This is a genomic window from Burkholderia sp. CpTa8-5 (assembly GCF_017815045.1).
Lineage (GTDB): Bacteria > Pseudomonadota > Gammaproteobacteria > Burkholderiales > Burkholderiaceae > Burkholderia > Burkholderia sola.
This window is the reverse complement of record NZ_JAGIQD010000004.1, coordinates 171,543-196,217: the sequence shown is the minus strand read 5'-3', so window position 1 is coordinate 196,217 and position 24,675 is coordinate 171,543. Positions and strand designations below refer to the sequence as shown.

Genomic DNA, 24,675 nt, shown 5'->3' with positions numbered 1-24,675 from the left:
CCTCACGAATGAATTTCTCCAAACAGCGGAATGTTCCCTAGCCGACCACGTCGCACGCACGCTCGGCGAGCGCCGCCCGCATCGCGCGCACGATCGCGTCCCGATGCGGGTCGATCCGCTCGACGGGCCCGGCCACGCCCATCGCCAGCGGCAGCCCGTTCCAGCCGTCCGCGATCACCATCGAAATCATCGCGGCGCCCTGCGTGACGGTATGCGCCGAATACGAATAGCCGAGCCGGCGGGTCTGTTCGACCTTGTCGAGCACGACGTCCTCGTCGATCGTCCTGCCCGACTTCCCGATCCGGCGGATGCTGCGCGACACGAGCCGGCGGATCGTGCTGTCCGGCTGGAGGCTCAGCAGCGCCCAGCCAAGGCCCGACATGCAGATCTCGCGACGCGTGCCGATCGGCGCATAGAACTGCACCGGAATCGAATGCGAGCCTTCGACCGCATCGATGTACTGCACGTACAGGTCGCTCTGCACCGCGACCACGACCGCCTCGTGCGTGCGCGCCGCCAGCCGCTTCGCGACGGCATGCCAGTGCCGACGGCTGCCGGCCGCCGAATCGACCAGCGCTTCGCCGAGATTGACGAGCCGCGCGGTGGGCGCATACGCGTGGGTCGAGTCGTCGTATGCGAGGTAGCCGAGCGTCTTCATGCTGGTCAGCAGCGCCGCCGCGCTCGATCCCGGATACCCGCACCGCGTGGCGATCTCGCGCACGCTCAGCGGCCGCTGCAAGGTGCTGAAGAGTTCCAGCACCTCGAACACGCGCGCTGCGCTCTTGACCACGTTTCCGCTCATCCCGCCTTCTCCGCAGAGACCGGCACGGGCCTTCCACGTATGTGGAACGGAATTTCCCGCCGCCGACCGTCGTGACGATACTAGGCTTCGGGCCGCGGCGTGAAGTCCCGCGGCACCGAATACACGGAGACACCATGGCAGCTTTTTTGAACCGTGAACGGCAGGGCGCGATCCTGACCGTCACGATGAACCGTCCCGACACCCGCAACGCCATTTCGGACACCGATGCGATCGACGCGCTGACCGAATGCTGCGACGAAGCGAACCGCGACGAATCGATCCGCGTGCTGGTCCTGACCGGCGCCGGCACGACGTTCTCGTCGGGCGGCAACGTGAAGACGATGCGCACGTTCATGGAATCGGGCCCGCACGACCCTGCCGCGATCCGGACCGGCTATCGGCGCGGCATCCAGCGGCTCGCGCACGCGTTCCTGCATCTCGAAGTGCCGGCCATCGCGGCAGTCAACGGCCCTGCCATCGGCGCCGGCACCGACCTCGCGTGCATGTGCGACATCCGCATCGCCGCCGACAGCGCGCGCTTCGCGGAGAGTTTCATCGCGCTCGGCCTCGTGCCGGGCGACGGCGGCGCGTGGTTCCTGCCGCAGATCGTCGGCGCCGCGGTCGCCGCGGAAATGTCGTTCACCGGCGATGCGCTGGACGCGCAGGCCGCGCTGCGCTGCGGGCTCGTGTCGCGCGTCGTGCCCGACGGTGACCTCCTCGCGCATGCGCAGGAACTGGCCGGCCGCATCGCCCGTCATTCGGGCACCGCGTTGCGCCTGACCAAGCGGCTGCTGCGCGAAGGCCGCCACGCGAGCCTCGACACGCTGCTCGACCTGTCGGCGTCGTACCAGGCGTTCGCGCACGCCAGCCCCGAGCATCGCGCGGCGGTCACCGCGCTGTTCGCCTCGCGCGGCTGAACCCGCGACGCATCGCGGCCGTGCAGCCGACGCATGCCGGCCTGCCGGCCCGTCGAATCCACATCGAAGGAGACATCGTCATGACCAGCAGCAACGAAGGCGCACTTGCAGGCGTGCGCGTGGTGGACCTGAGCCGCGTCTACGCGGGGCCGTTCTGCGCGCAGACGCTCGCCGACCATGGCGCGGACGTCATCAAGATCGAACCGCCGCAGGGCGACGAAACGCGCGACTGGGGGCCCGCGATGCCGAACGGCATCTCCAGCTACTACTGGGGGCTCAACCGCAACAAGCGCAATCTCGCGCTCGACCTGTCGCATCCCGACGGACGCGACGTGCTGTTGCGCGTGCTCGAAACGGCCGACGTGTTGATCGACAACTTCAAGCAGGGCACGCTCGAACGCTGGGGCATCGACTACGAACACTGCCTGCGCGCACGCTTTCCGCGCCTCGTCCACTGCTCGATTTCCGGCTACGGCACCGACGGCCCGCTCGCGCGGTTTCCGGGCTACGACGCGGTCGCGCAGGGCCTCGCCGGCTTCATGTCGATCAACGGCGAGCCGGGCGGCATGCCGCTCAAGGTGCCGTTTCCGGTCGTCGATCATGCGGCCGGCCTGAGCGCCGTCTCCACCATCCTGGTCGCGCTGGTCGAGCGGACGCGCTCCGGCCTCGGACAGCACGTCGACATCGACCTGTTCAGCACCGCGCTGTCGATGCTGCATCCGGTCAGCACGAGCTGGATGGCGACCGGCGACGTGCCCGTCGCGACCGGCAACGTGTACGGCGCGATCGCGCCGTACGGCGTCTATCCGTGCAAGGACAAGCCGGTCGCGACCGGCGCCGGCAACAACCGCACGTTCGCGCGGCTCGTCGAGGCGCTCGGCGTGCCCGAACTGGCGCGCGATCCGCGTTTCGCGACCAATGCGCAGCGCGTCGCGCATCGCGAAGCGCTCGACACGCTGCTCGGCCAACTGACTGCCGAACTGCAGGCGGACGAGGTCGTCGAGCGGCTGATGCACGCCGGCGTCGCGACGGGGCCGGTGAACACCGTGGCCGATGCGTTCGGCCATCCGCAGGCGGCACGCAACGCGATGTTCGTCGATACCGATACGTACACCGGCGCGGGCATTCCCGCCAAACTGTCCCGCACGCCCGGCTCGATACGCCGGCCGCCCCAACCGTTTGCCGCCGACACCGACGCCGTGCTCGACGCGTTCGGGATGGACGCGGCGCGCCGCGACGCGCTGCGGCAGGCCGGCGTGCTGCACGACACGCGGGCGGACGTGGCCGGGAGCGCGTCATGACCACCCAGCGCTTTTCTTCACCGGCGGGCGACGATGCCCCGTCTATCCTGCGCGACGACGCCGACGGCATCGCGTGGCTGACGATCCATCGCCCACACGTCGCCAATGCGCTGTCCGCCGACGCGATCCGCCGCCTGTGCGACGCGCTCGTCACGCTCGACGACAACCCGTCGATTCGCGTCGTCGTGATCCGCGGCGCGGGCGAACGCGCATTCAGCGCGGGCGTCGATCTCGGCGACCCCGAGATCCGCGGAATGCAGCCGATGCGCGGGCTCGCACGCAACGTGCACGAGCTGATCCTGGAGCTGCGCAAGCCGACCATCGCGGCCATCAACGGCTACGCGATCGGCGGCGGCTGCGAAATCGCGCTCGCGTGCGACCTGCGGATCGCTGCCGCTCACGCGACCTTCGCGCTGCCCGAAGCGCGGGTCGGCATGGGCGCGAACTTCGCGAGCGTGCTGCTGCCGCGCATGTTGCCGCACGCGATCGCGATGGAGCTGCTGTTCACGGGCCGCCGCTTCGACGCAGACGAAGCGCAGCGCGCCGGCCTGCTGAACCGCGTCGTGCCCGGCGCCGCACTCGACGACACCGTGCGCGAGCTGGCGCAGACGATCGCCGCGAACGCACCGCTCACGATCCGCCGCATCAAGGAAACCGCGACGCGCAGCCAGGGGCTGCCGGTGGCCGCCGCGCTGCGGCTGGACGTCGGCCCTGACGTCTACGCGAGCGAGGACCGGATCGAGGGCGCCCGCGCGTTTCTCGAGAAGCGCAAGCCGGTGTTCAAGGGCCGCTGAGCCCGGCGCCGCACCGCAGCACCCGCGCGCACCGCTCCCAGAACGCGGGCGCGCCCAAAAAACATGGACGGAGACACCTTCATGCAACGGAAAGCATTCCTGGTCGGCGCGTGCGTGCTATGCGCGACGTCGGCGCACGCGTCGTCGGTCACGCTGTACGGGATCGTCGACGGCTACGTCGAATTCGATCGCATCGGCAGCCTGTCGACCCTGCGGCAAAGCGGCGGCGGCGCGTCGACGAGCCGCTTCGGCCTGACGGGCGTCGAGGATCTCGGCGGCGGCACATCGACGAAATTCGTGCTGGAAAGCGGTTTCTCGCCGGCCGACGGATCGTTCCAGGGCGGCACGCTGTTCTACCGGCAGGCCTATGTATCGCTGCAGAACACGCGCTACGGCGACCTGCGGCTCGGCCGGCAATACACGCCCGCGTTCTACGTCGTGTACGACGGCGATCCGTTCGGACTCAACGAGCGGATGTCGCCGCTCGCGCTGCTCGCAACGTCGACCGACACGATCACGAGCAACACGACCCCGCCGATTCCGCGCTTCAACCAGGCGGCGTCGTATCTGAGTCCCGACTGGAACGGCCTGCGCGTGATGGCCACGTACGGCTTTCCGACGCCGAACGCACTCTCGACGCAAGCCGGACGCAACTACGGCGCCGGGCTTCAGTACCGGATCGGCGGGCTCTACGTCGGCGCCGGCTTCCAGGGCGATACGTCGGCCGGCAACCTGGCGCCCGTCGTCTCCCCGTCGACGACCCGCCACTACGTGTTCGCGGCTAACTACGCGTTCGCGCGCGTCAAGCTGTACGCCGCGTTCCTGTATGGCGTCGGCACGGCGGCGCGCCTGCCCGCGTTCTCGACCGCGAGCGTCGGTGCGTCGATCAACGTCGGCGCGCTCGATCGCGTGCTCGTGTCGGTGGTGCGCCGCGACGTGAAGGGTTCGGCGAACGATGCGACCGCGCTCGGCGTCGGCTACGACCATCCGCTGTCGAAGCGGACATCGCTCTACGCACGCTATCTCTGCATGAAGAACGGCGGCGACGCCCGCAATACCGTCGTCGCCGGTCTGCAACCGCAACCGGGCGGCACCGAGCAGGTGTTTGCGCTCGGCGTCACTCACCGCTTCTGACGGAGTGCCCATGACCCCGACCCTTTCGATCCACCCGGCCGCCGTCGACGATGGCGCGACGCAGGCACTCTACCGCCGAATCTCGCGCCGGCTGCTGCCGTTCCTGATCCTCTGCTACACGCTGTCGTTCATCGACCGGATCAACATCGGCTTCGCGCACGCACAGATGGCCGCCGAACTGCACTTCTCCGACGCCGTCTACGGGCTCGGCGCGGGCATTTTCTTCATCGGCTACATGGCGTTCGAGATTCCGAGCAACGCGTGGCTCGCGCGGATCGGCGCGCGCCGGACGATCGCCCGGATCATGGTGCTGTGGGGCCTCGGCTCGGCCGCGACGATGTTCGTCGCGACGCCCGCGCAGTTCTACGCGTGCCGCTTTCTGCTGGGCGTGTTCGAGGCCGGCTTCTTCCCCGGCATCCTGTTCTATCTCGGCGCGTGGTATCCGCCGCGGCAGCGCGCCAAGGCGTTCGCGCTGTTCATGACCGCGCTGTACCTCGCGGGGCTGATCGCCGGCCCCGTGTCGGGCGCGATCCTGTCGTACTTCGACGGCGTGGCCGGCCTGAGCGGCTGGCAATGGCTGTTCGTCGTCGAAGGGCTGCCGAGCAGCGCGCTCGGCCTCGTCGCGCTGCGCTTTCTCGACGACCGGCCGGACGACGCACACTGGCTGTCGGACACCGACAAGGCCGCACTGCGCGCCGCGCACGCGCAGGCCGAAGCCGGTACGCCGGACGCGAACGCAGCGCGGCCGTTGCTCGCACATCGCGATTTCTGGCTGCTGTGCGCGGCCAATTTCGCAATCGCGGCCGCCGGCTACGCGCTCGTGTTCTGGATGCCCGTGATCCTGCATCGCGGCGGCCTGCATGGCGCGATGCAGATCGGGCTGCTGTCCGCGCTGCCGTACCTGTGCGGCATCGTCGGCATGCTCGCGATGGGCTGGCGCACCGAGCGCCGGCGCGAATGGCGCAAGCACGGCGCCGTCGCGATGCTCGCGTGCGCGGCGGCCCTCGCCGGCCTCGCGAGCAGCGCCGGCACGTCGCACCTGATGATCGCGCTGTGCATCGCGGTCGCCACGCACGCCGCGGCGCTGCCCGCGTTCTGGGTGCTGCCGGGGCTCGCGCTGCCGAAGCGCTCGATGGCGGTCGCGATCGCGGCGATCACGATGACCGGCGCGATCGGCGGATTCGCGAGCCCGTTCCTGATGGGCGTGCTCAACACGGCCACCGGGTCGATGCGCGGCGGCCTCTATTTCAATGCCGCGCTGCTGGCGGCCGGCGCGTTCGCGTTGCTCGGCACGCTGCGCGCCCGCGCGGCGGCGCACGCGAACGCCGGCTGACGGCACGCCTTCTTCCCCCCTGTACGGACCCACCCTCATGAATTTCGACCTCGAACTCGAACACCGGATGATCCGGGACCTCGTCGCACGTTTCGTGAAGGACGAACTGATTCCGCTCGAAGCGGCGGTGATGGCGCGCGAGGCCGACGGCCAGCGTTTCGGGCTGCTCGCCGACGAGCGCGCGCACCTCGACGAGCGCTCGCGGCAACTCGGCCTGTGGGGACTCGACGCGCCGCTCGACGCGGGCGGCTCGGACCTGCCGGCCGTCGCGATGGTCGGCGTGAACGAAGCGATCGGCACGACCGTGACCCCGTACATCCTGCCGCCCGACTCGCCGAACCTGCGGATGCTGTGCGATGCGGCCGACGCGGCGCAACGTGCGCGCTATCTCGACCCGTACGCACGCGGCGCCACGCGCGCGGCAATGGCGATCTCCGAGCCGGGCGCCGGCTCCGATCCGGGTGCGCTGTCGACGATGGCCGTGCGCGATGGCGACACCTGGGTGCTGAACGGCCGGAAGATCTGGATCAGCCACGCGGCCGAAGCCGACTGGACGATCGTGATGGCGCTGACCGATCGCAGCAAGGGCAAGCGCGGCGGCATGTCGGCGTTCATCGTCGAGCGCGACACGCCGGGCTTCGTCATCGAGCGCCGGATCCCGATGATCGGCGGCCTGTCGACCTACGAAATCGTGCTGGAAGACTGCCGCATTCCCGCCGCGCAATTGCTGGGCCGGGAAGGCGCCGGCTTCGCGCCGATGCAGGCCCGGCTCGCGAACCGGCGGCTGGAGATGGCCGCATGGTGCATCGGCCGCGCCGAGCGCGCGGTCGCGCTGCTGTGCGACCATGCGAAACAGCGCACGACCTTCGGCGTGCCGCTCGCGGAGCGCCAGGCGGTCCAGTGGTGGGTCGCCGACGCGCTCACGCAGATCCATGCGTGCCGCCTGATGACCTACGAAGCGGCCGCGCGCGTGGATGCCGGGCAGGATGCACGCACGCAGATCTCGATGGTCAAGGTGTTCGCGACCGAAATGGCGTCGACCGTCATCGATCATGCGATGCAGACGCTCGGCGCGATGGGCATGACGAAGGAAATGCCGTTGCAGCAGATGGCCAGCGAAGCGCGGCTGATGCGCATCTTCGAAGGCCCGACCGAGGTGCACCGTTGGGTCGTCGCGCGCAGCGTGCTCTGACCGCGGCGCACCGCCCACTTCCACGATGGAGCCCTGCGTTGAACACCCTGCCTCTCGTCGATCCCGAAATCCGCCCGCTGCTCGAGACCTGGCCGACCGTCACGCTCAGCGCCGACAACCTCGCACAGTCGCGCCAGCGCGTGCTGCCGCTGCCGCCGCCCGACCCGGCCGGCAGCACGCTCGAACGCCGCACGGTACCCGGTCCTGCCGGCGCGCCGGACGTCCCGGTCCTCGTCTATTTGCCCGACGGCCATGCGCGCCCGCTGCCGGCGGTCGTCCACCTGCACGGCGGCGGCTACGTGCGCGGCGCGGCGAAGGAGCTCGAAGCGGTGCACCGGTCGCTCGTGACGCAGCTCGGCTGCGCGCTGATCTCGGTCGACTACCGTCTCGCGCCGGAAACCGTGTTTCCCGGTGCGATCGAGGACTGCTACGCGGCGCTCGGCTGGGTGTTCCGTCACGCCGACACGCTCGGCATCGACGCCGCGCGGATCGGCACGGCGGGCGAAAGCGCGGGCGGCGGGCTCGCCGCCGCGCTGGCGCTGCTGGCCCGCGACCGCGGCGAATTCCCGCTCGCGTTCCAGCACCTGATCTATCCGATGCTCGACGATCGCACCTGCACGCGCACGCCGCGTCCGCATGCCGGCGAATTTATCTGGCATGCGGCCAACAACCGGTTCGGCTGGACCGCGCTGCTCGGTCACGCGCCGGGCATCGACGGCGTGTCGCCGTACGCGGCGGCCGCGCGCGCCACGCGACTCGACGGCCTGCCGCCCACGTTCCTGTCGGTCGGCTCGCTCGACCTGTTCCTCGACGAAAATCTCGACTACGCGCAGCGCCTGCTGCGCGCGGGCGTGCCGACCGAGCTGCACGTGCTGCCCGGCGGCGTACACGGATTCGACCTCGTACCCGGCGCGCGGGTCTCGGAAACGGCGCGCCGCCTGAGCCACGACGCGCTGCGCCGCTTCCTGCACGGCTGACGAAAACGACGCGGGCGGCCGAAGCCGCCCGCATCCGCGTCGATCCCGACGACGACGCTCAGAACGCGTCGCCCGGCACCCGCACCCAGCCTTCCATCAGCACGCGCGCGCTGCGGCTCATGATCGCCTTCGTGACGGCCCATTCGCCGTTCTCGCGCCGCGCTTGCGCGCCGACGCGCAGCGTGCCCGACGGATGCCCGAAGCGCACCGCATTGCGTTCGCCGCCGCCCGCCGCGAGATTGACGAGCGTGCCCGGGATCGCCGCGGCCGTGCCGATCGCGACCGCCGCCGTGCCCATCATCGCGTGGTGCAGCTTGCCCATCGACATCGCGCGCACCAGCAGGTCGACGTCGCCCGCGTTCACGCGCTTGCCGCTCGACGCGACGTAGTCGGCCGGCTTCGCGACGAACGCGATCTTCGGCGTGTGCTGCCGCGTCGCGATTTCGTCGAGCGTGTCGATCAGGCCCATCCGCAGCGCGCCGTGCGCGCGGATCGTCTCGAATTTGTCGAGCGCCTTCGCATCGCCGTTGATCGCGTCCTGCAGCTCGGTGCCCGTATAGCCGATCGCTTCCGCGTCGACGAAGATGGTCGGGATCCCCGCGTTGATCATCGTCGCCTTCAGCGTGCCGACGCCCGGCACCGCAAGATCATCGACGAGGTTGCCGGTCGGGAACATCGAGCCGCCCGCGCCTTCTTCCTCGGCGGCCGGGTCCATGAATTCGAGCTGCACTTCGGCGGCCGGGAACGTGACGCCGTCCAGTTCGAAGTCGCCCGTCTCCTGCACCGCGCCGTTCACGATCGGCACGTGCGCGACGATCGTCTTGCCGATGTTCGCCTGCCAGATCCGCACGGTCGCGACGCCGTCGCGCGGCACGCGCGCCGGATCGACGAGCCCGCCGCCAATCGCGAACGGGCCGACCGCCGCCGACAGGTTGCCGCAGTTGCCCGTCCAGTCGACGAACGCCTTGTCGATCGCGACCTGGCCGAACAGGTAGTCGACGTCATGACCGGGCCGCGTGCTCTTCGACACGATCACCGTCTTGCTGGTGGACGACGTCGCGCCGCCCATCCCGTCGATCTGCTTGCCGTACGGATCGGGGCTGCCGATCACGCGCAGCAGCAGCGCGTCGCGCGCGGCGCCCGGCGTCTGCGCGGCATCCGGCAGGTCCTGCAGCCGGAAGAACACGCCCTTGCTGGTGCCGCCGCGCATGTACGTGGCGGGAATCCTGATTTGAGGAATGTGAGCCATGTCTGTGTTCCCAATGTGCGCCGGTCAGGCGGCCTGCGACGATTCGAGGAAGTCCTGCGCGAAACGCTGCAGCACGCCACCCGCTTCGTAGATCGACACTTCCTCGGCCGTATCGAGCCGGCACGTCATCGGCACCTCGACGCGTTCGCCGTTCCTGCGGTGAATCACGAGCGTCAGGTCGGCGCGGGGCGTGCGCTCGCCGACCACGTCGAAGGTCTCGGTGCCGTCGATGCCGAGCGTCGTCCGGTTGGTGCCCGGCTTGAACTCGAGCGGCAGCACGCCCATCCCGATCAGGTTCGTGCGGTGAATCCGCTCGAAACCTTCGGCGGCGATCGCCTCGACGCCCGCGAGCCGCACGCCCTTCGCGGCCCAGTCGCGCGACGAGCCCTGGCCATAGTCGGCGCCGGCCACGACGATCAGCGGCTGCTTGCGATTCATGTACGTCTCGATCGCTTCCCACATCCGCATGACCTCGCCTTCCGGCTCGACGCGCGCGAGCGAACCCTTCTTCACTGCGCCGTCGACGATCGCCATCTCGTTGATCAGCGTCGGGTTCGCGAAGGTCGCGCGCTGCGCGGTCAGGTGGTCGCCCCGGTGCGTCGCGTACGAGTTGAAGTCTTCTTCCGGCAGGCCCATCTTCGCGAGGTATTCGCCGGCCGCGCTGTTCGGCAGAATCGCGTTCGACGGCGACAGGTGGTCGGTCGTGATGTTGTCGCCGAGCACCGCGAGCGGACGCATGCCCTTCAACGTGCGCTCGCCGGCCAGCGCGCCTTCCCAGTACGGCGGGCGGCGGATATACGTGCTCTGCGCACGCCAGTCGTACAGCGGCGCCGCGCGCTCGCCTGCGTCGGCGCTGCGCGCGAACATCGGCTCGTAGACCTTGCGGAACTGCTCGGGCTTCACGCTCGACGCGACGATCGCATCGATCTCCTCGTCGGTCGGCCAGATGTCCTTCAGCGTGACGGGCTTGCCGTCCTGATCGTGACCCAGCACGTCCTTCTCGATGTCGAAGCGGATCGTGCCGGCGATCGCATACGCGACGACCAGCGGCGGCGACGCGAGGAACGCCTGCTTCGCATACGGGTGGATGCGGCCGTCGAAGTTGCGGTTGCCGGACAGCACGGCCGTCGCGTACAGGTCGCGCTCGACGATCTCCCGCTGGATCTTCGGATCGAGCGCGCCCGACATCCCGTTGCAGGTCGTGCATGCGAACGCGACGATGCCGAAGCCGAGCTTCTCGAGTTCCGGCAGCAGGTTCGCTTCTTCCAGATACAGCTCGACCGCCTTCGAGCCCGGCGCGAGCGAGCTCTTGACCCACGGCTTGCGCGTCAGGCCCTTCGCGTTCGCGTTGCGGGCGAGCAAGGCCGCGGCAATCACGTTGCGCGGGTTGCTGGTGTTCGTGCAGCTCGTGATCGCGGCGATGATCACCGCGCCGTCGGGCATCTCGCCCGCCTTCTCTTCCCACTGGCCGGCGATCCCGCGCGCGGCGAGATCGGACGTCGGCAGCCGCTTGTGCGGATTCGACGGGCCGGCCATGTTGCGCACGACGCTCGACAGGTCGAACGTCAGCGTGCGCTCGTATTGCGCATTGGCGAGCGTATCGGCCCACAGGCCCGCCGCCTTCGCGTAGGTCTCGACCAGCTTCACCTGCTCGTCGCTGCGGCCGGTGAGGCGCAGATAGTCGGTCGTCTGGCCGTCGATGAAGAACATCGCGGCCGTCGCGCCGTATTCGGGCGCCATGTTCGAGATCGTCGCGCGATCGCCGAGCGTGAGGCTCGCCGCGCCAACGCCCCGGAACTCCAGGTACGCGCCGACCACCTTCTCCTTGCGCAGGAACTCGGTCAATGCGAGCACCACGTCGGTCGCGGTGATGCCGGGCTGGCGCTTGCCGGTCAACTCGACGCCGACGATGTCGGGCAGGCGCATCCACGACGCACGGCCGAGCATCACGTTCTCGGCTTCGAGCCCGCCGACGCCGATCGCGATCACGCCGAGCGCATCGACGTGCGGCGTGTGGCTGTCGGTGCCGACGCAGGTGTCCGGGAACGCTACGCCATCCTGCACCTGGATCACCGGCGACATCTTCTCGAGGTTGATCTGGTGCATGATGCCGTTGCCCGGCGGGATCACGTCGACGTTCTCGAACGCCTTCTTCGTCCACTCGATGAAGTGGAAGCGATCCTCGTTGCGGCGATCCTCGATCGCGCGGTTCTTCGCGAATGCGTCCGGATCGAAGCCGCCGCATTCGACGGCGAGCGAGTGGTCGACGATCAGTTGGACGGGCACGACCGGGTTCACCTTCGCCGGGTCGCCGCCGCCGTCCGCGATCGCGTCGCGCAGGCCCGCGAGATCGACGAGCGCCGTCTGTCCGAGGATGTCGTGGCACACCACGCGCGCCGGGAACCACGGGAAATCGCGTTCGCGCTTGCGCTCGATGATCTGCTTCAGCGAATCGGCGAGGATCGCCGGATCGCAGCGGCGCACGAGGTTTTCGGCGAGCACGCGCGACGTGTACGGCAGCGTGTCGTACGCGCCGGGCGCGATCGCGTCGACCGCGGCACGCGCGTCGAAATAGTCCAGCGACGTGCCGGGCAGGGGTTTGCGGTTGGCGGTATTCATGATGTGGGGCGGAATTCGGGGTAAGACGTGCCGCGTGCGCCGGCCGCCCGCATCACGGGCGCCGGCGCATGCGGCGGACGATCAGCGCTTCTCGATCGGCACGAACTGCAGGTCTTCCGGACCGGTGTAGTTCGCGCTCGGGCGGATGATCTTGTTGTCGATGCGCTGCTCGATGATGTGCGCGCTCCAGCCCGACGTGCGCGAGATCACGAACAGCGGCGTGAACATCGCGGTCGGTACGCCCATCATGTGATACGACACCGCGCTGAACCAGTCGAGGTTCGGGAACATCTTCTTCGCGTCCCACATCACCGATTCCAGGCGCTCGGCGATGCTGTACAGCTTGGTGTCGCCCGCTTCCTTCGACAGCTTGTGCGCGACGCCCTTGATCACCTTGTTGCGCGGATCGGAGATCGTGTAGACCGGATGGCCGAAGCCGATCACGACTTCCTTGTTCTCGACGCGGCGGCGGATGTCGGCTTCGGCGTCGTCCGGCGAGCTGTAGCGGCTCTGGATCTCGTACGCGACTTCGTTCGCGCCGCCGTGCTTCGGCCCGCGCAGCGCGCCGATCGCGCCGGTGATCGCCGAGTAGATGTCCGAGCCCGTGCCCGCGATCACGCGACCGGTGAACGTCGACGCGTTGAATTCGTGCTCCGCGTACAGGATCAGCGACGTGTGCATCGCCTCGACCCACGACTTCGACGGCGTCTTGCCGTGCAACAGGTGCAGGAAGTGGCCGCCGATCGAGTCGTCGTCGGTTTCCGTCTCGATGCGCTTGCCGTTGTGCGAGAAGTGATACCAGTACAGCAGCATCGAACCGAGCGACGCCATCAGGCGGTCGGCGATGTCGCGCGCGCCCGGCAGGTTGTGGTCGTCCTTCTCCGGCAGCACGGTGCCGAGCACCGACACACCGGTACGCATCACGTCCATCGGATGAGCCGACGCCGGGATCTGTTCGAGCGCGGCCTTCAGCGCGCTCGGCAAGCCGCGCAGCGCGCGCAGCTTGGTCTTGTACGCGGCCAGTTCGGTCAGGTTCGGCAGCGTGCCGTGCACGAGCAGATGCGCGATTTCCTCGAATTCGCACGATTCGGCGACGTCGAGAATGTCGTAGCCGCGATAGTGGAGGTCGTTGCCGGTCTTGCCGACCGTGCACAGCGCCGTGTTGCCGGCCGTCACGCCCGACAGCGCCACCGACTTCTTCGGCTTGAATGCGCCTGCGGCGGCCGGTGCTGCTGCGTCTTTCGTCTCGCTCATGTTTTCCTTCTCCAATGGGTATCGGGGGGTGCGGGCCGCGTTACTTCTTGCCCTGCGCGAACAGTTCGTCGAGCTTGCGCTCGTATTCGTGATAGCCGAGGAAGTCGTACAGCTCGGCGCGCGTCTGCATCGTCGGCACGGCCGCCTTCTGCGTGCCGTCGCGGCGCAGCGTCTCGTAGAAATTCAGCGCGGCCTTGTTCATCGCGCGATACGCGCCGCAGCAGTACAGCGCGATGTCGACGTTCGCCTCGCGCAGCTCGTCGACCGTGAACAGCGGCGTCGAGCCGAACTCGGTCAGGTTCGCGAGGATCGGCACCTTCACGGCGGCCTTGAAGCGGCGGTAGTCGTCGAGCGTCTTCATCGCTTCCGGGAAGATCATGTCCGCGCCGGCTTCGACGTACGCAACCGCGCGCTCGATCGCCGAATCGATCCCTTCCGCGGCGGCCGCGTCGGTGCGCGCCATGATCACGAACTGGTCGTCGGTGCGCGCGTCGACCGCGGCCTTCACGCGATCGACCATTTCGTCGATCGGCACGACTTCCTTGCCCGGACGGTGGCCGCAGCGCTTCTGGCCGACCTGGTCCTCGAGGTGCACGGCCGCGACGCCGGCGTTGATGAACGAGCGGACCGTGCGCGCGATGTTGAACGCACCGCCCCAGCCCGTGTCGATGTCGACCAGCAGCGGCAGGTCGGTCGCGTTGGTGATCCGCGTCGCGTCGATCAGCACGTCTTCCATCGTGCTGATGCCGAGGTCGGGAATGCCGAGCGAGTTCGCGGCGACGCCGCCACCCGACAGGTACACGGCCTTGAAGCCGACGGCCTGCGCCATCTTGGCCGCGTACGCGGTGATCGCGCCGACCACCTGCAGCGGCTGCTCGGCCGCGACTGCCGCGCGGAACTTCGCGCCGGCGCTCTGAAGATGCGTATTGCTCATGAACGGCCTCCTGATGGAATGCCCGATAACAGCAAGGACCGGGCCAGCTTGCGGAACGTCGCTAACCCACTGATTCTTAAGCGACCGCCGTGGGTGCGGCACCGCCCGGCGATTTCAATTTAGCGATTTCATGTTTCAAAAATGAAATCGCGCGCGCATAATCGGCCATCATGGACCTCTCCTCGACCAAGCCCGTCGGCCCCGCCGACCGCACGGTGCGCCCGCGCATCTGGGCGATGGGCATCAGCCGGCTGCGCGAGCTGTTTCGCGAGATCGCCGGCGAATTCGACGAACGCGCGGACGTGCGCATCGTCACGCGCGCCTATGAAGATGCGCTGAGCGCGATCGCCGAGGCCGGCGCCGCGCGGCCCGACGTGATCGTCGCGGCCGGCTCGAACGGCGGCTTCCTGAAAACGCGCGCGCAGGTGCCGGTGGTGGTCGTGTCGCCGACCGGCTTCGACGTGATGCAGGCGCTCGCGCGCGCGCGGCGCGATGCGACGCGGATCGCGCTCGTCAGCGCCGGCGAGACGCCGCCCGAAGTGCGCCGCTTCGTCGCCGCGTACGGCCTCGACGTGCAGTTTGCGTCATATCAGTCCGCCCAGGAAGCGGAAGCCTGCGTGCACGACCTGCGCGATCGCGGCATCGAGACGATCGTCGGCCCGGGCCTCGTCACCGATCTCGCCGCCAGCGTCGGCATGGGCGCGGTATTCCTGTATTCGCATGCGTCGGTGCGCAAGGCTGTCGAGACGGCGCTCGAAGTCGCGTATGCGACGCACGCCGAGGCGTTTCGCCGCCAGCGGCTCGACACGCTGCTGCAGCACCTGCGCGACGGCGTGGTCGCGCTCGACGCGCACGGCCGCGTCGAAGCGATCAACGAACGGCTCGCATCGGCGTTCGGGGTCGAACCCGCGGCGGCCGTCGGTCGCGCGCTCGTCGACCTGCGGCCCGAGTTGCGCACGCTGCGCGGCGAGGACGGCGACGCGCTCGCGACCGTGCGCGGCGTGCGCTACGTCGTGCATCGCGGGCCGCTGGTCGATCGCGGCGTCACGTCGGGCAGCGTGCTGACGTTCCAGGAATCGCGCGCGGTCGAACGGCTCGATCGCGCACTGCGTTCGCAGCCGACCACGCAGCAGTTCGCCGCCCGCTACGCGCTCGACGACGTGGTCGGCGCGTCGGCGCCGATGACGCGCGTGCGCGACCTCGTGCGCCGCTACGCGAAATCCGACGCGACCGTGCTCGTGCTCGGCGAAAGCGGCACCGGCAAGGAGATGATCGCGCAGAGCCTGCATGCGCTGTCCGCGCGGCGCAGCTATCCGTTCGTCGCGGTCAACTGCGGCGCGTTTCCGGAAGCGCTGCTCGAGAGCGAGCTGTTCGGTTATGAAGAAGGCGCGTTCACCGGCGCGCGGCGCGGCGGCAAGACCGGCCTGTTCGAGGCCGCGCACCGCGGCACGCTGTTTCTCGACGAAATCGGCGAGATGCCGCCGTCGCTGCAAAGCCGGCTGCTGCGTGTGCTGCAGGAGCGCGAGGTGATCCGCCTCGGCTCGACCGAGCCGATCCGCATCGACGTGCGCGTGATCGCCGCGACGCACCGGCCGCTGCTCGCGGCCGTCGAGGCCGGTACGTTCCGCGCGGATCTCTATTACCGGCTCAACATCCTGAACATCGGCCTGCCGCCGCTGCGCGAGCGCGCGGCCGACATCCCCGCGCTCGCGGCGACGCTGCTCGTGCAGGCCGCGCGGCGCGAGCCGCGTCTCGCCGACCGCGTGCGCGACGCCGACGACGCGCTGCGCGTGCTCGCCGCGACGCAAGCGACGCTCGCGCGCTACCGCTGGCCCGGCAACGTGCGCGAACTGCAGAACGTGGTCGAGCGGATCGCGGTGGAGCTGGCCGAGGAAGTCGACGAAAACGATCCGGCCGCCGCGTGCGCGGCGCTCGCCCCTGGCGCGCTGCAAGTGATCGCGCCCGAGCTGTTCGCCGCGCCGCCCGATGCGGCCGGCGCCGGCGGCGACGATGCACGGACGCTCCACGCGCGGCGCCGTCGCGCGGAAGCCGACGAGATCCGCGCGGTGCTCGACGCGTGCGGCGGCGACCGCGATCGCGCGTGCGCGATGCTCGGCATCAGCAAGACGACGCTGTGGCGGAAGTTGTCGGCGAAATAGGTTCCGTCCGCGCCGTCATTCGGCCTTGTGATAGTGGCGATACGCCTTCGCGCGATTGCCGCACGACGACATCGAGCACCAGCGTCGGCTGCCGTTCTTGCTGTCGTCGATGAACAGCCACTGGCATGCGTCGTTCGCACAGCGCTTGACCTTCGCGAGCCGCGCGCCGCCGAGCAGGTCGATCGCCGACCAGAGCACCGGGCTCAATAGGCGCGCGAGCGTCGCGCCCGACGCGTCGATCCGCCACGCATAGCGGCCGTCGACGCGCGCCAGCGCAACGCGCGGCGATGCTTCCACCAGGAAGCCGCCGAGCAGCGCGAGATCCTCGGCCTGCGGCTCGCGCTGCTCCGCCTGCGCGTGAAAGAGCCGGTATAGCGCCTCGCGCAACGCGAGCGCCTGCGCGAGCATCGCGGGTTCGTCATTCTTCTTCAGGTTCAGGTATTGCTCACGACACGCGTCGGCCAGCCCGGCCGGTACGCCCGCCTGCTCGCGGCACCACGCGAACAGGTCGTCCATCGTGCCGAAGGTTTCCGTCGGTGGGTCGCTGCCGCGCCAATACAGCGTGTTCGCGAAATCGAGGCTCAACGTTTCGGGCGGCGCCGGGATCAGGCAGTCCGTTGTGACGGAAGGTTGCGTTTTGCTCATGACGCGATCGTATCTAACCACCATGCCGGTTGACAAGCGTCCGAGCGATTTCTAACATAACCGGCATGGTGGTTAAAAACTGGCTGGCCGCACCGATGCCGGTTCAATCCAAGGAGACACAGATGATCGATCGCTTTTCGTTCAGCGTTATCCACACCTCCACTGGCCGCAGGTACGACGACAGCACGCTCGGCGCGCTGCGCTACAAGCGGCTGGCATGGTGCCTGTAAGCAGGTTTGCCGCACTGACGTCCCCCTCAGTTCAAGGAGCCACAGATGATCGACCACCTTTCGTTCGGCGTTGCCCACATCGATCGCAGCCGCACCTTCTACGACAGCGCGCTCGGCGCACTCGGCTACAAGCGCCTGTATAGCGACGACGGCGCGCTCGGCTACGGCACGACCGAGCCCGAGCTGTGGTTGCAGCACGCGGCCCGGCCTGTCGTCGCCGATCCCGATTCCGGGCTGCACCTGTCGTTCAAGGCCGCGTCGCCGGTCGAGGTCGACGCGTTCTACCGCGCCGCGCTCGAGCACGGCGGCAAGGACAACGGCGGGCCCGGCAAGCGCGAGCACTACGGCCCCGGCTATTACGCGGCGTTCGTCGTCGACCCCGACGGCTATCGGCTCGAAGCGCACTGCGAACTCGACAACGTCGTGTGATCCGCTTCGTCCGGACGCGCACGAGCGACAAGGGCCCGATTCCGCCTCGCGCGGAATCGGGCCCCTGTTTTTGGCTACGTCGTCGTTCGCTGCGCGCGGGTAGCTGCATCCTCCAGCCGGTCCGCGCCGCGCACGCGCTTATTGTGCGTGGCGTGTGCTCTGCAACTGCTCGCCGAGTCCTTCGATCCCGAGGCGCACCGTTTGGCCGGCCTTCAGGTATATCGGCGATGGCTTGATCCCCATCCCGACGCCCGGCGGCGTTCCGGTCGTGATCACGTCGCCCGGCTGCAGCGTCATGCAGGTCGACAGATACGCGATCAGCTGCGCGACGGTGAACACCATCGTGCGCGTATTGCCGTTCTGATAACGATGGCCGTCGACGTCGAGCCACAGGTCGAGACGCTGCGGATCGGGCACTTCGTCGCGCGTGACGAGCCACGGGCCGATCGGGCCGAACGTGTCGAAGCCCTTGCCCTTGTCCCACTGGCCGCCGCGCTCGATCTGCCATTCGCGCTCGGATACGTCGTTGACGACGCAGTAGCCCGCGACGTAATCGAGCGCGCGCGCTTCGTCGACGTCCTTGCACTTCGCGCCGATCACGACACCCAGTTCCACTTCCCAGTCGGTCTTGACCGAACCCTTCGGGATGTCGATGCCGTCGTTCGGGCCGCAGATCGAACTCGTCCACTTGCCGAACACGACCGGCTCCTTCGGCACCGGCATGCCGGCTTCGGCCGCGTGATCGGCATAGTTCAGGCCGATGCCGATGAACTTGCCGACCTGGCCGACGCATGCACCGATGCGCGGCTCGCCGGACACGAGCGGCAGCGTGGCCGGATCGATCGCGCGCAGCCGCGCGAGACCCGCGTCGGACAGCACATCGCCGGCAAGATCCGGCACCTTCGCGGACAGGTCGCGAATGCGGCCGGCTGCGTCGAGGATGCCGGGCTTTTCCTGGCCGGACGGGCCGTAGCGAAGCAGTTTCATCGTGCTTAACCTCTGTTGTCGAATGGGACAGGATACCGGCCGACGCGGCCTTTCGCAGCCACGCGCCGGACTGGTCGTCGATCGTCGATCGTCAATTGCACGCGTCGGCGCCGCGTGCGGCATGCCGTCGACGCGCGAGCGTCGCGCGGGCGCAGCGATCGTGGCGCCGTACTGCAGTACGGCACGCATCGAACGGGCGGCCGCCGGTCTGCGCATCGGCGACGACGGCCCGGCATCCGCGACGCGTGCCGGCCCATGCCGGCCGGCTGCACGCGCGGCCGCGCCGTCGCTGGCCCGCAAGCCTTTGTACCACCGGTCGCGCGCCGTGAAATGACACGCGACGGATACCGACTATTGGTGCGACTGCCGAAGCTGCTTCGCAACACGCGCCGCGCCCACGTTGATCGACCGGCCGTCATGCGCAGGCGCGCCTGCCATCGAGGCATGAATACTGGCTATTCGGGGTGCCCCTGTCATCGAAAACGTTTGCCCATCCGTTCTTGTCGGGTAATGATCGGTAAAAAGACGCTGCATTGCACACTGTATGTTTATTGCTAAGCTCGTACGGACGGCTTTCATTGCCATACGCGGAGCAGAACCGGCCAGCGTGCGTCGCCCACCGATCGACGGTAATCCCCCAACTTCACATCGACAATGCAGACAACCAACGACCCGCTTCCCGGCTGCGACGCACGGGAATCGATGGCCGCTCTTGATCGCTATCGCGCACCCGCGCTCGACAAGGGCCTCGACATTCTCGAACTCCTGTCCGAGCAGAAGGAAGGACTCACCCGCACCGAAATCACGAAGGAACTCGGCCGCAATGCGAGCGAAATCTACCGGATGCTCGAACGCCTCGTCGCGCGCCGCTACGTGATGCGTTCGACCGGCGGCGATCGCTACACGCTCAGCCTCAAGCTGTTCGCGCTTGCGCACCGGCATCCGCCGATGAACCGGCTGATCGCCGAGGCGCTGCCGCCGATGCAGCGCTTCGCCGATGCCGCCGAGCAGTCGTGCCACCTGTCCGTCTACGATCGCGGCAACCTGCTCGTGATCGCGCAAGTGGACGGGCCCGGCCCGTGGGGCGTGTCGGTCCGGCTCGGCTCGCGCGTCGGCCTCGCCGACACGGCGTCGGGGCGCATGATGCTGGCGTTCCAGAGCGCCGAGCAACGCGCGCACATGCTGGCCGAGCATCGCAAGGTGAAGGGCGAAGCGCCGCTGAACGAGCAGGAACTCGCGAACGCGTGCCAGTCGATCCGGCAGTCCGGCTATCTGCGCCAGGACAGCCGCCAGGCGTACGGCGTGACCGACCTGACCGTGCCGATCCTCGGGCCGGCCGGCCATGCGATCGCGGTGCTGACGTGCCCGTACATGCGCCGGATCGATGCGCACCTCGCGCCGTCCGTCGACGTGGTCGTCGACGCACTGCGCGGCACGGCCGCCCGTCTGTCGATGTGCCGCACGGAGACCTGCTGACACGCGCGGGTTCCAGGCAACGCGCACAGGCTGCGGCGCAGCGGCGCCGGTTCCGGTCCCGCATCCACGATGCCCGTGCGACGCCCGATGCGCGATGCCGCATCGGGCGCCCGCGGCGCTACGCTAGAATAGCGGCCCTCTCAAAAACTACGGCGGCCGGTTGTCGCGGCCGTCGTGTCCGATGGATGTCATGGCCAAACTTCTGAACGATCAAGAATTCCAGCGTTTCTCCGAACTTCAGCAGAAGCAGGCAAGCTTCACGATCACGCCCGAGGAAGCGGACGAGCTGCGCGATATCGTCGCGCGCGCGCAGAAAAAGCGCGACGATCGTGCCGCCGCGATGCAGGCGATCGAGAACTACATCGAGCAGTTCGGCATCACGCCTGACGAACTCTTCTCGCCCGAGCAGATCGGCGACGCGGCGCGCACCTACGGGCTCATCACGGCGACCAAGAAGGAGCGCACGCTGCCGCCGTCGATCACGTTCAACGGCAAGCCGTACCAGTGGACCAAGACGCTTCCGGACGACGTGCGCGGCGCACTGTTCGACGCGTTCACGGCCGGCGAGTCGGTCAAGCGCTTCATCGCGATGCCGAAAGACACCGCGCGCTGTGCGCTGACGATCGCCCGCCTCGAGCGCGAAACCGGCGCGGTCTACGCCGATCCGCACCTCGAGGAACTCGCGATTTCGCGCGACCAGGTGAACGACGCGGCGTCGAAACTCGCTGCGTGAATGTGACCGCGGGCACGGTTCCTGCGTGCCCGCACCCGCGTGTCGCGCCGGCATGGGCCGGCGCCACGCCCACGGGAGCCGTGCGTTCGCATGCTCCCGTAAAAGCTCACCTCGGCATCCCGCAAGCACTCACCGCGGCCTCCCGAAAAGTCTCACCCAAGGCCCCCTGAGACGCTCGCTGACGTCTCCCGAACGTCCTCACCGATCGCTCCCGCAAGGGCTCACCGACACGTCCCGAAAAGGCTCACCGGCCTCTCCCGCAGGTGCTCACCGGCCGTTCCCGCGAAGGCTCACCGAACGCTCCCGTATCGGCTCACCACGCTGTCCCGGAAAAGCTCACTCGCTGCTCCCGAAAAGTCTCACCTTGCTGATGGCCTTGAATTGGCGAGGCCGGAATACGGCCACGAACATGGACATGCACGTCGCTCGAAACGGCTGCGGAAGGTGGTCATCGCAGCCCACTGCATGCGTCTCCGGACACCGTGCGTGCGGCGCGATATCGCCGCGATCGACAGATCCGACATGTTGGCAGACGTTTCACCGCACAGATTGATTTGGAGTTATTTGCATTCCTGATTGAATTCGCAGCATGGCGACACATTGCAGCATCGACACCATGCGCTGCCCTCGGCGTCGAACCACGGACCGACGCCTACGGCTGTAACTTCATCCTGAAACCCACGACGCCGGGCTCCTCGGTCGTCGACACCGCAAACCCGCACGCTTTCGCGAGCGAGATCATCGCCGAATTCTCGCGCAGCGCCTCGCCGACCATCCACGCGGTGCCGCGCGAGCGTGCGTAATCGATAATGCGAGTCATCAACAACCGGCCGAGCCCCTTGCCCTTTTGATCGGGTCGCACCGCGATCGCGAACTCCGCCGTCTCGTTGTCGGGATCGGCGACCGCACGCACCACCGCGAGCGTGTGGTCGCGCCCGGACACATCGGTGAACGACACGATGAACGCCATTTCGCGGTCGTAGTCGATCTGCGTCATGCGCGCCACCTGCGAATGATCGAAGCTGCGCACCGCGCCGAAGAAACGCATCCGCAGATCTTCCGGCGTCATCGCACCGAGCAGTTCGTTGTGGGCGGCCTCGTCCTCCGGACGGATCGGACGGATCGTCACCGTCTCGCCACGCCACTCGAGCGTCTGCTCGAGGTGTCGCGGATACGGCATGATCGCGAGCCGGCTGCGCCCCGAGGCAAGCGTGATGCGCGGCGCGATCACCCAGGCGCGGTCGGACAGCACGCGCAGCGTGACCGACATCGCGACGACTTCGCGCACGTCGCAGACGACCTGCGACAGGGCCGTCAGCGCGTCGAGCGTCGGCTCGACACGCGTGCTGCGCGCATACGGCGAGCGCTCCATCACCGCGCGGGCGAGCACCGTGTTCAGCGGCGGCAGGCCGTAGACGACAAACGGTGCCGATACGCCATCGGCCGGTGGCACGGCATAGCGAAACACCGGACCGAAGTTCGAATCGTCGTACATGTCGACCGCGATATCGACGACCTTCTTGCCGGCCGGTTCGTCGGGCTGCTCGCCCTGCAGACCGAAACGGGACAGCCAGTGCAGCGCGCCCTCGCCGGCCAGTTCATGCTGACCGGCTTCGACCAGCCGGCGCGCATCGGCCTGGGCGGACGCCACGCACTCGGCCGGCTGCAGCGGCGTGCCCTCCGGCGTCTGCATCAGCAACTGGCGCCCGAGGTTGTAGTCGACGAGACGCGCATACGCGCGTGCGAGCCGCTGCGGCGTCGTGTGCACCGGAATGCCGTTCGCGTGCAGCGCATCGCGCGTCGCCGCGTCGACCGCGCCGAAGAAACACGCGAGGATGCCGCGATGCGCGTACTGCCGCGAATCGATCAGCGTGCGCGCGACCGACTCGGCCGGCGCGCTGTGCGAAGTGGAATGAACGACGAACAGCGTGCCCGTCTGCGGAAACGGGGCGAGCGCCTTGATCGCCGCGGCAAAGTGCTCGGGGCGCGCATCGTCGCCCAGCGCGAGCGGATTGCCGGGCGCCGCGAGATGCGGCAGCGCGGCCGCGACGGCCGACGTTGCCGCGGGCGACCAGTCGGTCAGCACGTCGCGCACGTCGGCCACCGCATCGACCGCCAGTTTCGCCACGCCCGCATCGCTCGTCACGAGCGTCGCCGCGCCCCGCGCGGTGACGCGGCCGACGCCGAGCGTCTCGATTTCGTCGAGCAGATCGTCGAGCGCATCGACGCGCACCATGCCCGCGCGCTGGAATGCCGCCGTGTACAGCGCGTCGCCGGGATCGGCACGGCCGGTGCGCAACGCGAGTACCGGCTTGTTGCGTGCGGCCGCCCGCGCCGCCGACATGAACTTGCGCGCCGCGCGCACGGTATCGAGTTCGAGCAGGATCGCGCGCGTGCCGGGATCGCTTGCCAGATAGTCGAGGACGTCGCCCGCATCGACATCGGCTTCACTACCGAGCGCGACGACGTGCGAAAAGCCGAGGCCGCGCGCATCGGCCCAGCCGAGCACCGCGTTCGTCAGCGCGTTCGATTGCGACACCCACGCGACGCCGCCCGATCGCGCCGTATAGGCAGGCGCGCCGAAATGCGCATGCCGCGCAGGCGACAACACGCCGAGGCTGCCGGGCCCGACGATACGGAGCACGAACGGCTTCGCCGCCTTCAGCGTGCGATCGACCGCGACGCGATCGGCATCGGTGCGCGCGTCGCCGACGATCACCGCGACGCGCGTGCCGAGTTCGCCGAGCTTGCGCACGATGCCGGCCCAGGTCGCGGGCGGCGTGCAGATCACGGCAACCGACGGCGGCGTGGGCAGCCGGTCGACATCGGAGACGACCGCATGCCCGTCGAGCTCGCGATATTTCGGATTGACCGGCCACACAGGCCCCTGGAACGCGCCGTCGAGCACACGCGACCACACCATCGCGCCGATACTGCCGGCGCGTGACGACGCGCCGACGACCGCAACGGACTTGGGCTGGAACAACGCATCGAGATGGCGAACGGTCACATCGGCTCCCTGCGGTGACGAAAGACGACACGATCGGCATGCGGCCGGGCAGGCCGTGCGCCGATCGACGCGAACCCCAAGCATAGGCGAACCGCTTGCGACTGCCTATATGCCGAACGGCCGACTATTCGACGGGTGTCAACGCCCGCACCATGGACCTGCAACACATACGGCCCGGCATCGTAGCGCCGCATGCACGAGGCACGCCACTCGGCACGACGCTGCAGCCGTTTTCTCAAAGGTGAGGATTTACAGGAGCCATGGTGAGTATCTTCGGGAATCGCACGACACACCGCATCCGCATGCGAAAGGTGATGAAAATCCGCGTGATGCATGCACCGCGAAAATCGCACATGCCAATGCGCATGCATTGCGCCATTACGCGGTTGTTTACGGGAATTACCGGCAACATGCAGCCGGATCGCGGCGAATTCGCAAAACGGGATCCGTTAATTGCGCGGCATTGCACTTCAATTCGTCGGGGAAAATCGCGTGACGAT

At 68.5% G+C, this 24,675-nt stretch carries 19 protein-coding genes; 11 read left to right on the top strand and 8 right to left on the bottom strand.

Annotated elements, in window-relative coordinates:
• Positions 1 to 37: 37 nt before the first annotated feature.
• Complete coding sequence (locus J8I35_RS08845; RefSeq protein ID WP_050013340.1) at positions 38 to 802, bottom strand: helix-turn-helix domain-containing protein; 765 nt, start codon at positions 800 to 802, stop codon at positions 38 to 40.
• A gap of 134 nt (positions 803 to 936) precedes the next feature.
• Here J8I35_RS08845 and J8I35_RS08840 point away from each other — a divergent pair, with 134 nt between their 5' ends.
• The 7 genes from J8I35_RS08840 to J8I35_RS08810 all read left to right on the top strand — a co-directional run bounded on the left by J8I35_RS08840 (position 937) and on the right by J8I35_RS08810 (position 8,450).
• The gene (locus J8I35_RS08840; protein ID WP_050013341.1) at positions 937 to 1,719 is read left to right on the top strand and encodes a crotonase/enoyl-CoA hydratase family protein; all 783 of its coding nucleotides are present in this window, start codon (positions 937 to 939) and stop codon (positions 1,717 to 1,719) included.
• Positions 1,720 to 1,799: 80 nt separating this feature from the next.
• Positions 1,800 to 3,020 carry a CoA transferase gene (locus J8I35_RS08835; RefSeq protein ID WP_209925020.1) on the top strand — a complete coding sequence of 407 codons (1,221 nt, stop codon included), beginning with the start codon at positions 1,800 to 1,802 and terminating at the stop codon, positions 3,018 to 3,020.
• On the top strand, positions 3,017 to 3,814 hold the full coding sequence (locus J8I35_RS08830) for an enoyl-CoA hydratase-related protein (protein WP_209925019.1): 798 nt from the start codon (positions 3,017 to 3,019) through the stop codon (positions 3,812 to 3,814). Before J8I35_RS08835 ends, J8I35_RS08830 begins: the two co-directional genes overlap by 4 nt.
• 81 nt (positions 3,815 to 3,895) lie before the next feature.
• Positions 3,896 to 4,948 carry a porin gene (locus J8I35_RS08825; RefSeq protein ID WP_209925018.1) on the top strand — a complete coding sequence of 351 codons (1,053 nt, stop codon included), beginning with the start codon at positions 3,896 to 3,898 and terminating at the stop codon, positions 4,946 to 4,948.
• A gap of 10 nt (positions 4,949 to 4,958) precedes the next feature.
• Positions 4,959 to 6,281 (top strand): MFS transporter, encoded by a 1,323-nt coding sequence (locus J8I35_RS08820; protein WP_209925017.1) that lies wholly within the window; start codon positions 4,959 to 4,961, stop codon positions 6,279 to 6,281.
• Between the two features lie 37 nt (positions 6,282 to 6,318).
• Positions 6,319 to 7,473, top strand: coding sequence for an acyl-CoA dehydrogenase (locus J8I35_RS08815; protein ID WP_209925016.1), 1,155 nt, complete (start codon positions 6,319 to 6,321; stop codon positions 7,471 to 7,473).
• 38 nt (positions 7,474 to 7,511) lie between these two features.
• Positions 7,512 to 8,450 carry an alpha/beta hydrolase gene (locus tag J8I35_RS08810; RefSeq protein WP_209925015.1) on the top strand — a complete coding sequence of 313 codons (939 nt, stop codon included), beginning with the start codon at positions 7,512 to 7,514 and terminating at the stop codon, positions 8,448 to 8,450.
• Positions 8,451 to 8,508: 58 nt separating this feature from the next.
• On the opposite strand, the gene prpF is transcribed toward J8I35_RS08810, so the two are convergent.
• The 4 genes from prpF to prpB form a co-directional block, all read right to left on the bottom strand.
• The gene (gene prpF, locus J8I35_RS08805; RefSeq protein WP_209925014.1) at positions 8,509 to 9,699 is read right to left on the bottom strand and encodes a 2-methylaconitate cis-trans isomerase PrpF; all 1,191 of its coding nucleotides are present in this window, start codon (positions 9,697 to 9,699) and stop codon (positions 8,509 to 8,511) included.
• Between the two features lie 24 nt (positions 9,700 to 9,723).
• A complete protein-coding gene (gene acnD, locus J8I35_RS08800) occupies positions 9,724 to 12,318 on the bottom strand; it encodes a Fe/S-dependent 2-methylisocitrate dehydratase AcnD (protein ID WP_209925013.1) in 2,595 nt (864 codons plus the stop codon).
• Between the two features lie 81 nt (positions 12,319 to 12,399).
• Positions 12,400 to 13,572 (bottom strand): 2-methylcitrate synthase, encoded by a 1,173-nt coding sequence (gene prpC / locus J8I35_RS08795; protein ID WP_006480321.1) that lies wholly within the window; start codon positions 13,570 to 13,572, stop codon positions 12,400 to 12,402.
• Between the two features lie 40 nt (positions 13,573 to 13,612).
• On the bottom strand, positions 13,613 to 14,506 hold the full coding sequence (gene prpB / locus J8I35_RS08790; RefSeq protein WP_006480320.1) for a methylisocitrate lyase: 894 nt from the start codon (positions 14,504 to 14,506) through the stop codon (positions 13,613 to 13,615).
• Between the two features lie 170 nt (positions 14,507 to 14,676).
• Between prpB and prpR the strand changes: the two genes are divergently transcribed.
• The gene (prpR, locus tag J8I35_RS08785; protein WP_209925012.1) at positions 14,677 to 16,665 is read left to right on the top strand and encodes a propionate catabolism operon regulatory protein PrpR; all 1,989 of its coding nucleotides are present in this window, start codon (positions 14,677 to 14,679) and stop codon (positions 16,663 to 16,665) included.
• A 15-nt stretch (positions 16,666 to 16,680) separates the two neighbouring features.
• Here prpR and J8I35_RS08780 read toward each other — a convergent pair whose 3' ends face one another.
• Positions 16,681 to 17,310 carry an ABATE domain-containing protein gene (locus J8I35_RS08780; RefSeq protein WP_245170170.1) on the bottom strand — a complete coding sequence of 210 codons (630 nt, stop codon included), beginning with the start codon at positions 17,308 to 17,310 and terminating at the stop codon, positions 16,681 to 16,683.
• 275 nt (positions 17,311 to 17,585) lie between these two features.
• Between J8I35_RS08780 and J8I35_RS08775 the strand changes: the two genes are divergently transcribed.
• Positions 17,586 to 17,969 carry a VOC family protein gene (locus J8I35_RS08775; protein WP_050013351.1) on the top strand — a complete coding sequence of 128 codons (384 nt, stop codon included), beginning with the start codon at positions 17,586 to 17,588 and terminating at the stop codon, positions 17,967 to 17,969.
• Between the two features lie 138 nt (positions 17,970 to 18,107).
• Here J8I35_RS08775 and J8I35_RS08770 read toward each other — a convergent pair whose 3' ends face one another.
• A complete protein-coding gene (locus tag J8I35_RS08770) occupies positions 18,108 to 18,956 on the bottom strand; it encodes an ureidoglycolate lyase (RefSeq protein ID WP_209925011.1) in 849 nt (282 codons plus the stop codon).
• A 654-nt stretch (positions 18,957 to 19,610) separates the two neighbouring features.
• On the opposite strand from J8I35_RS08770, the gene J8I35_RS08765 reads away from it, so the two are divergent.
• Both J8I35_RS08765 and J8I35_RS08760 read left to right on the top strand, forming a co-directional pair.
• A complete protein-coding gene (locus J8I35_RS08765; protein WP_050013354.1) occupies positions 19,611 to 20,432 on the top strand; it encodes an IclR family transcriptional regulator in 822 nt (273 codons plus the stop codon).
• Positions 20,433 to 20,613: 181 nt separating this feature from the next.
• A complete protein-coding gene (locus J8I35_RS08760; protein ID WP_050013355.1) occupies positions 20,614 to 21,165 on the top strand; it encodes a hypothetical protein in 552 nt (183 codons plus the stop codon).
• Positions 21,166 to 21,817: 652 nt separating this feature from the next.
• Here J8I35_RS08760 and J8I35_RS08755 read toward each other — a convergent pair.
• Positions 21,818 to 24,175, bottom strand: coding sequence for a GNAT family N-acetyltransferase (locus J8I35_RS08755; RefSeq protein ID WP_050013356.1), 2,358 nt, complete (start codon positions 24,173 to 24,175; stop codon positions 21,818 to 21,820).
• Positions 24,176 to 24,675: the final 500 nt, after the last annotated feature.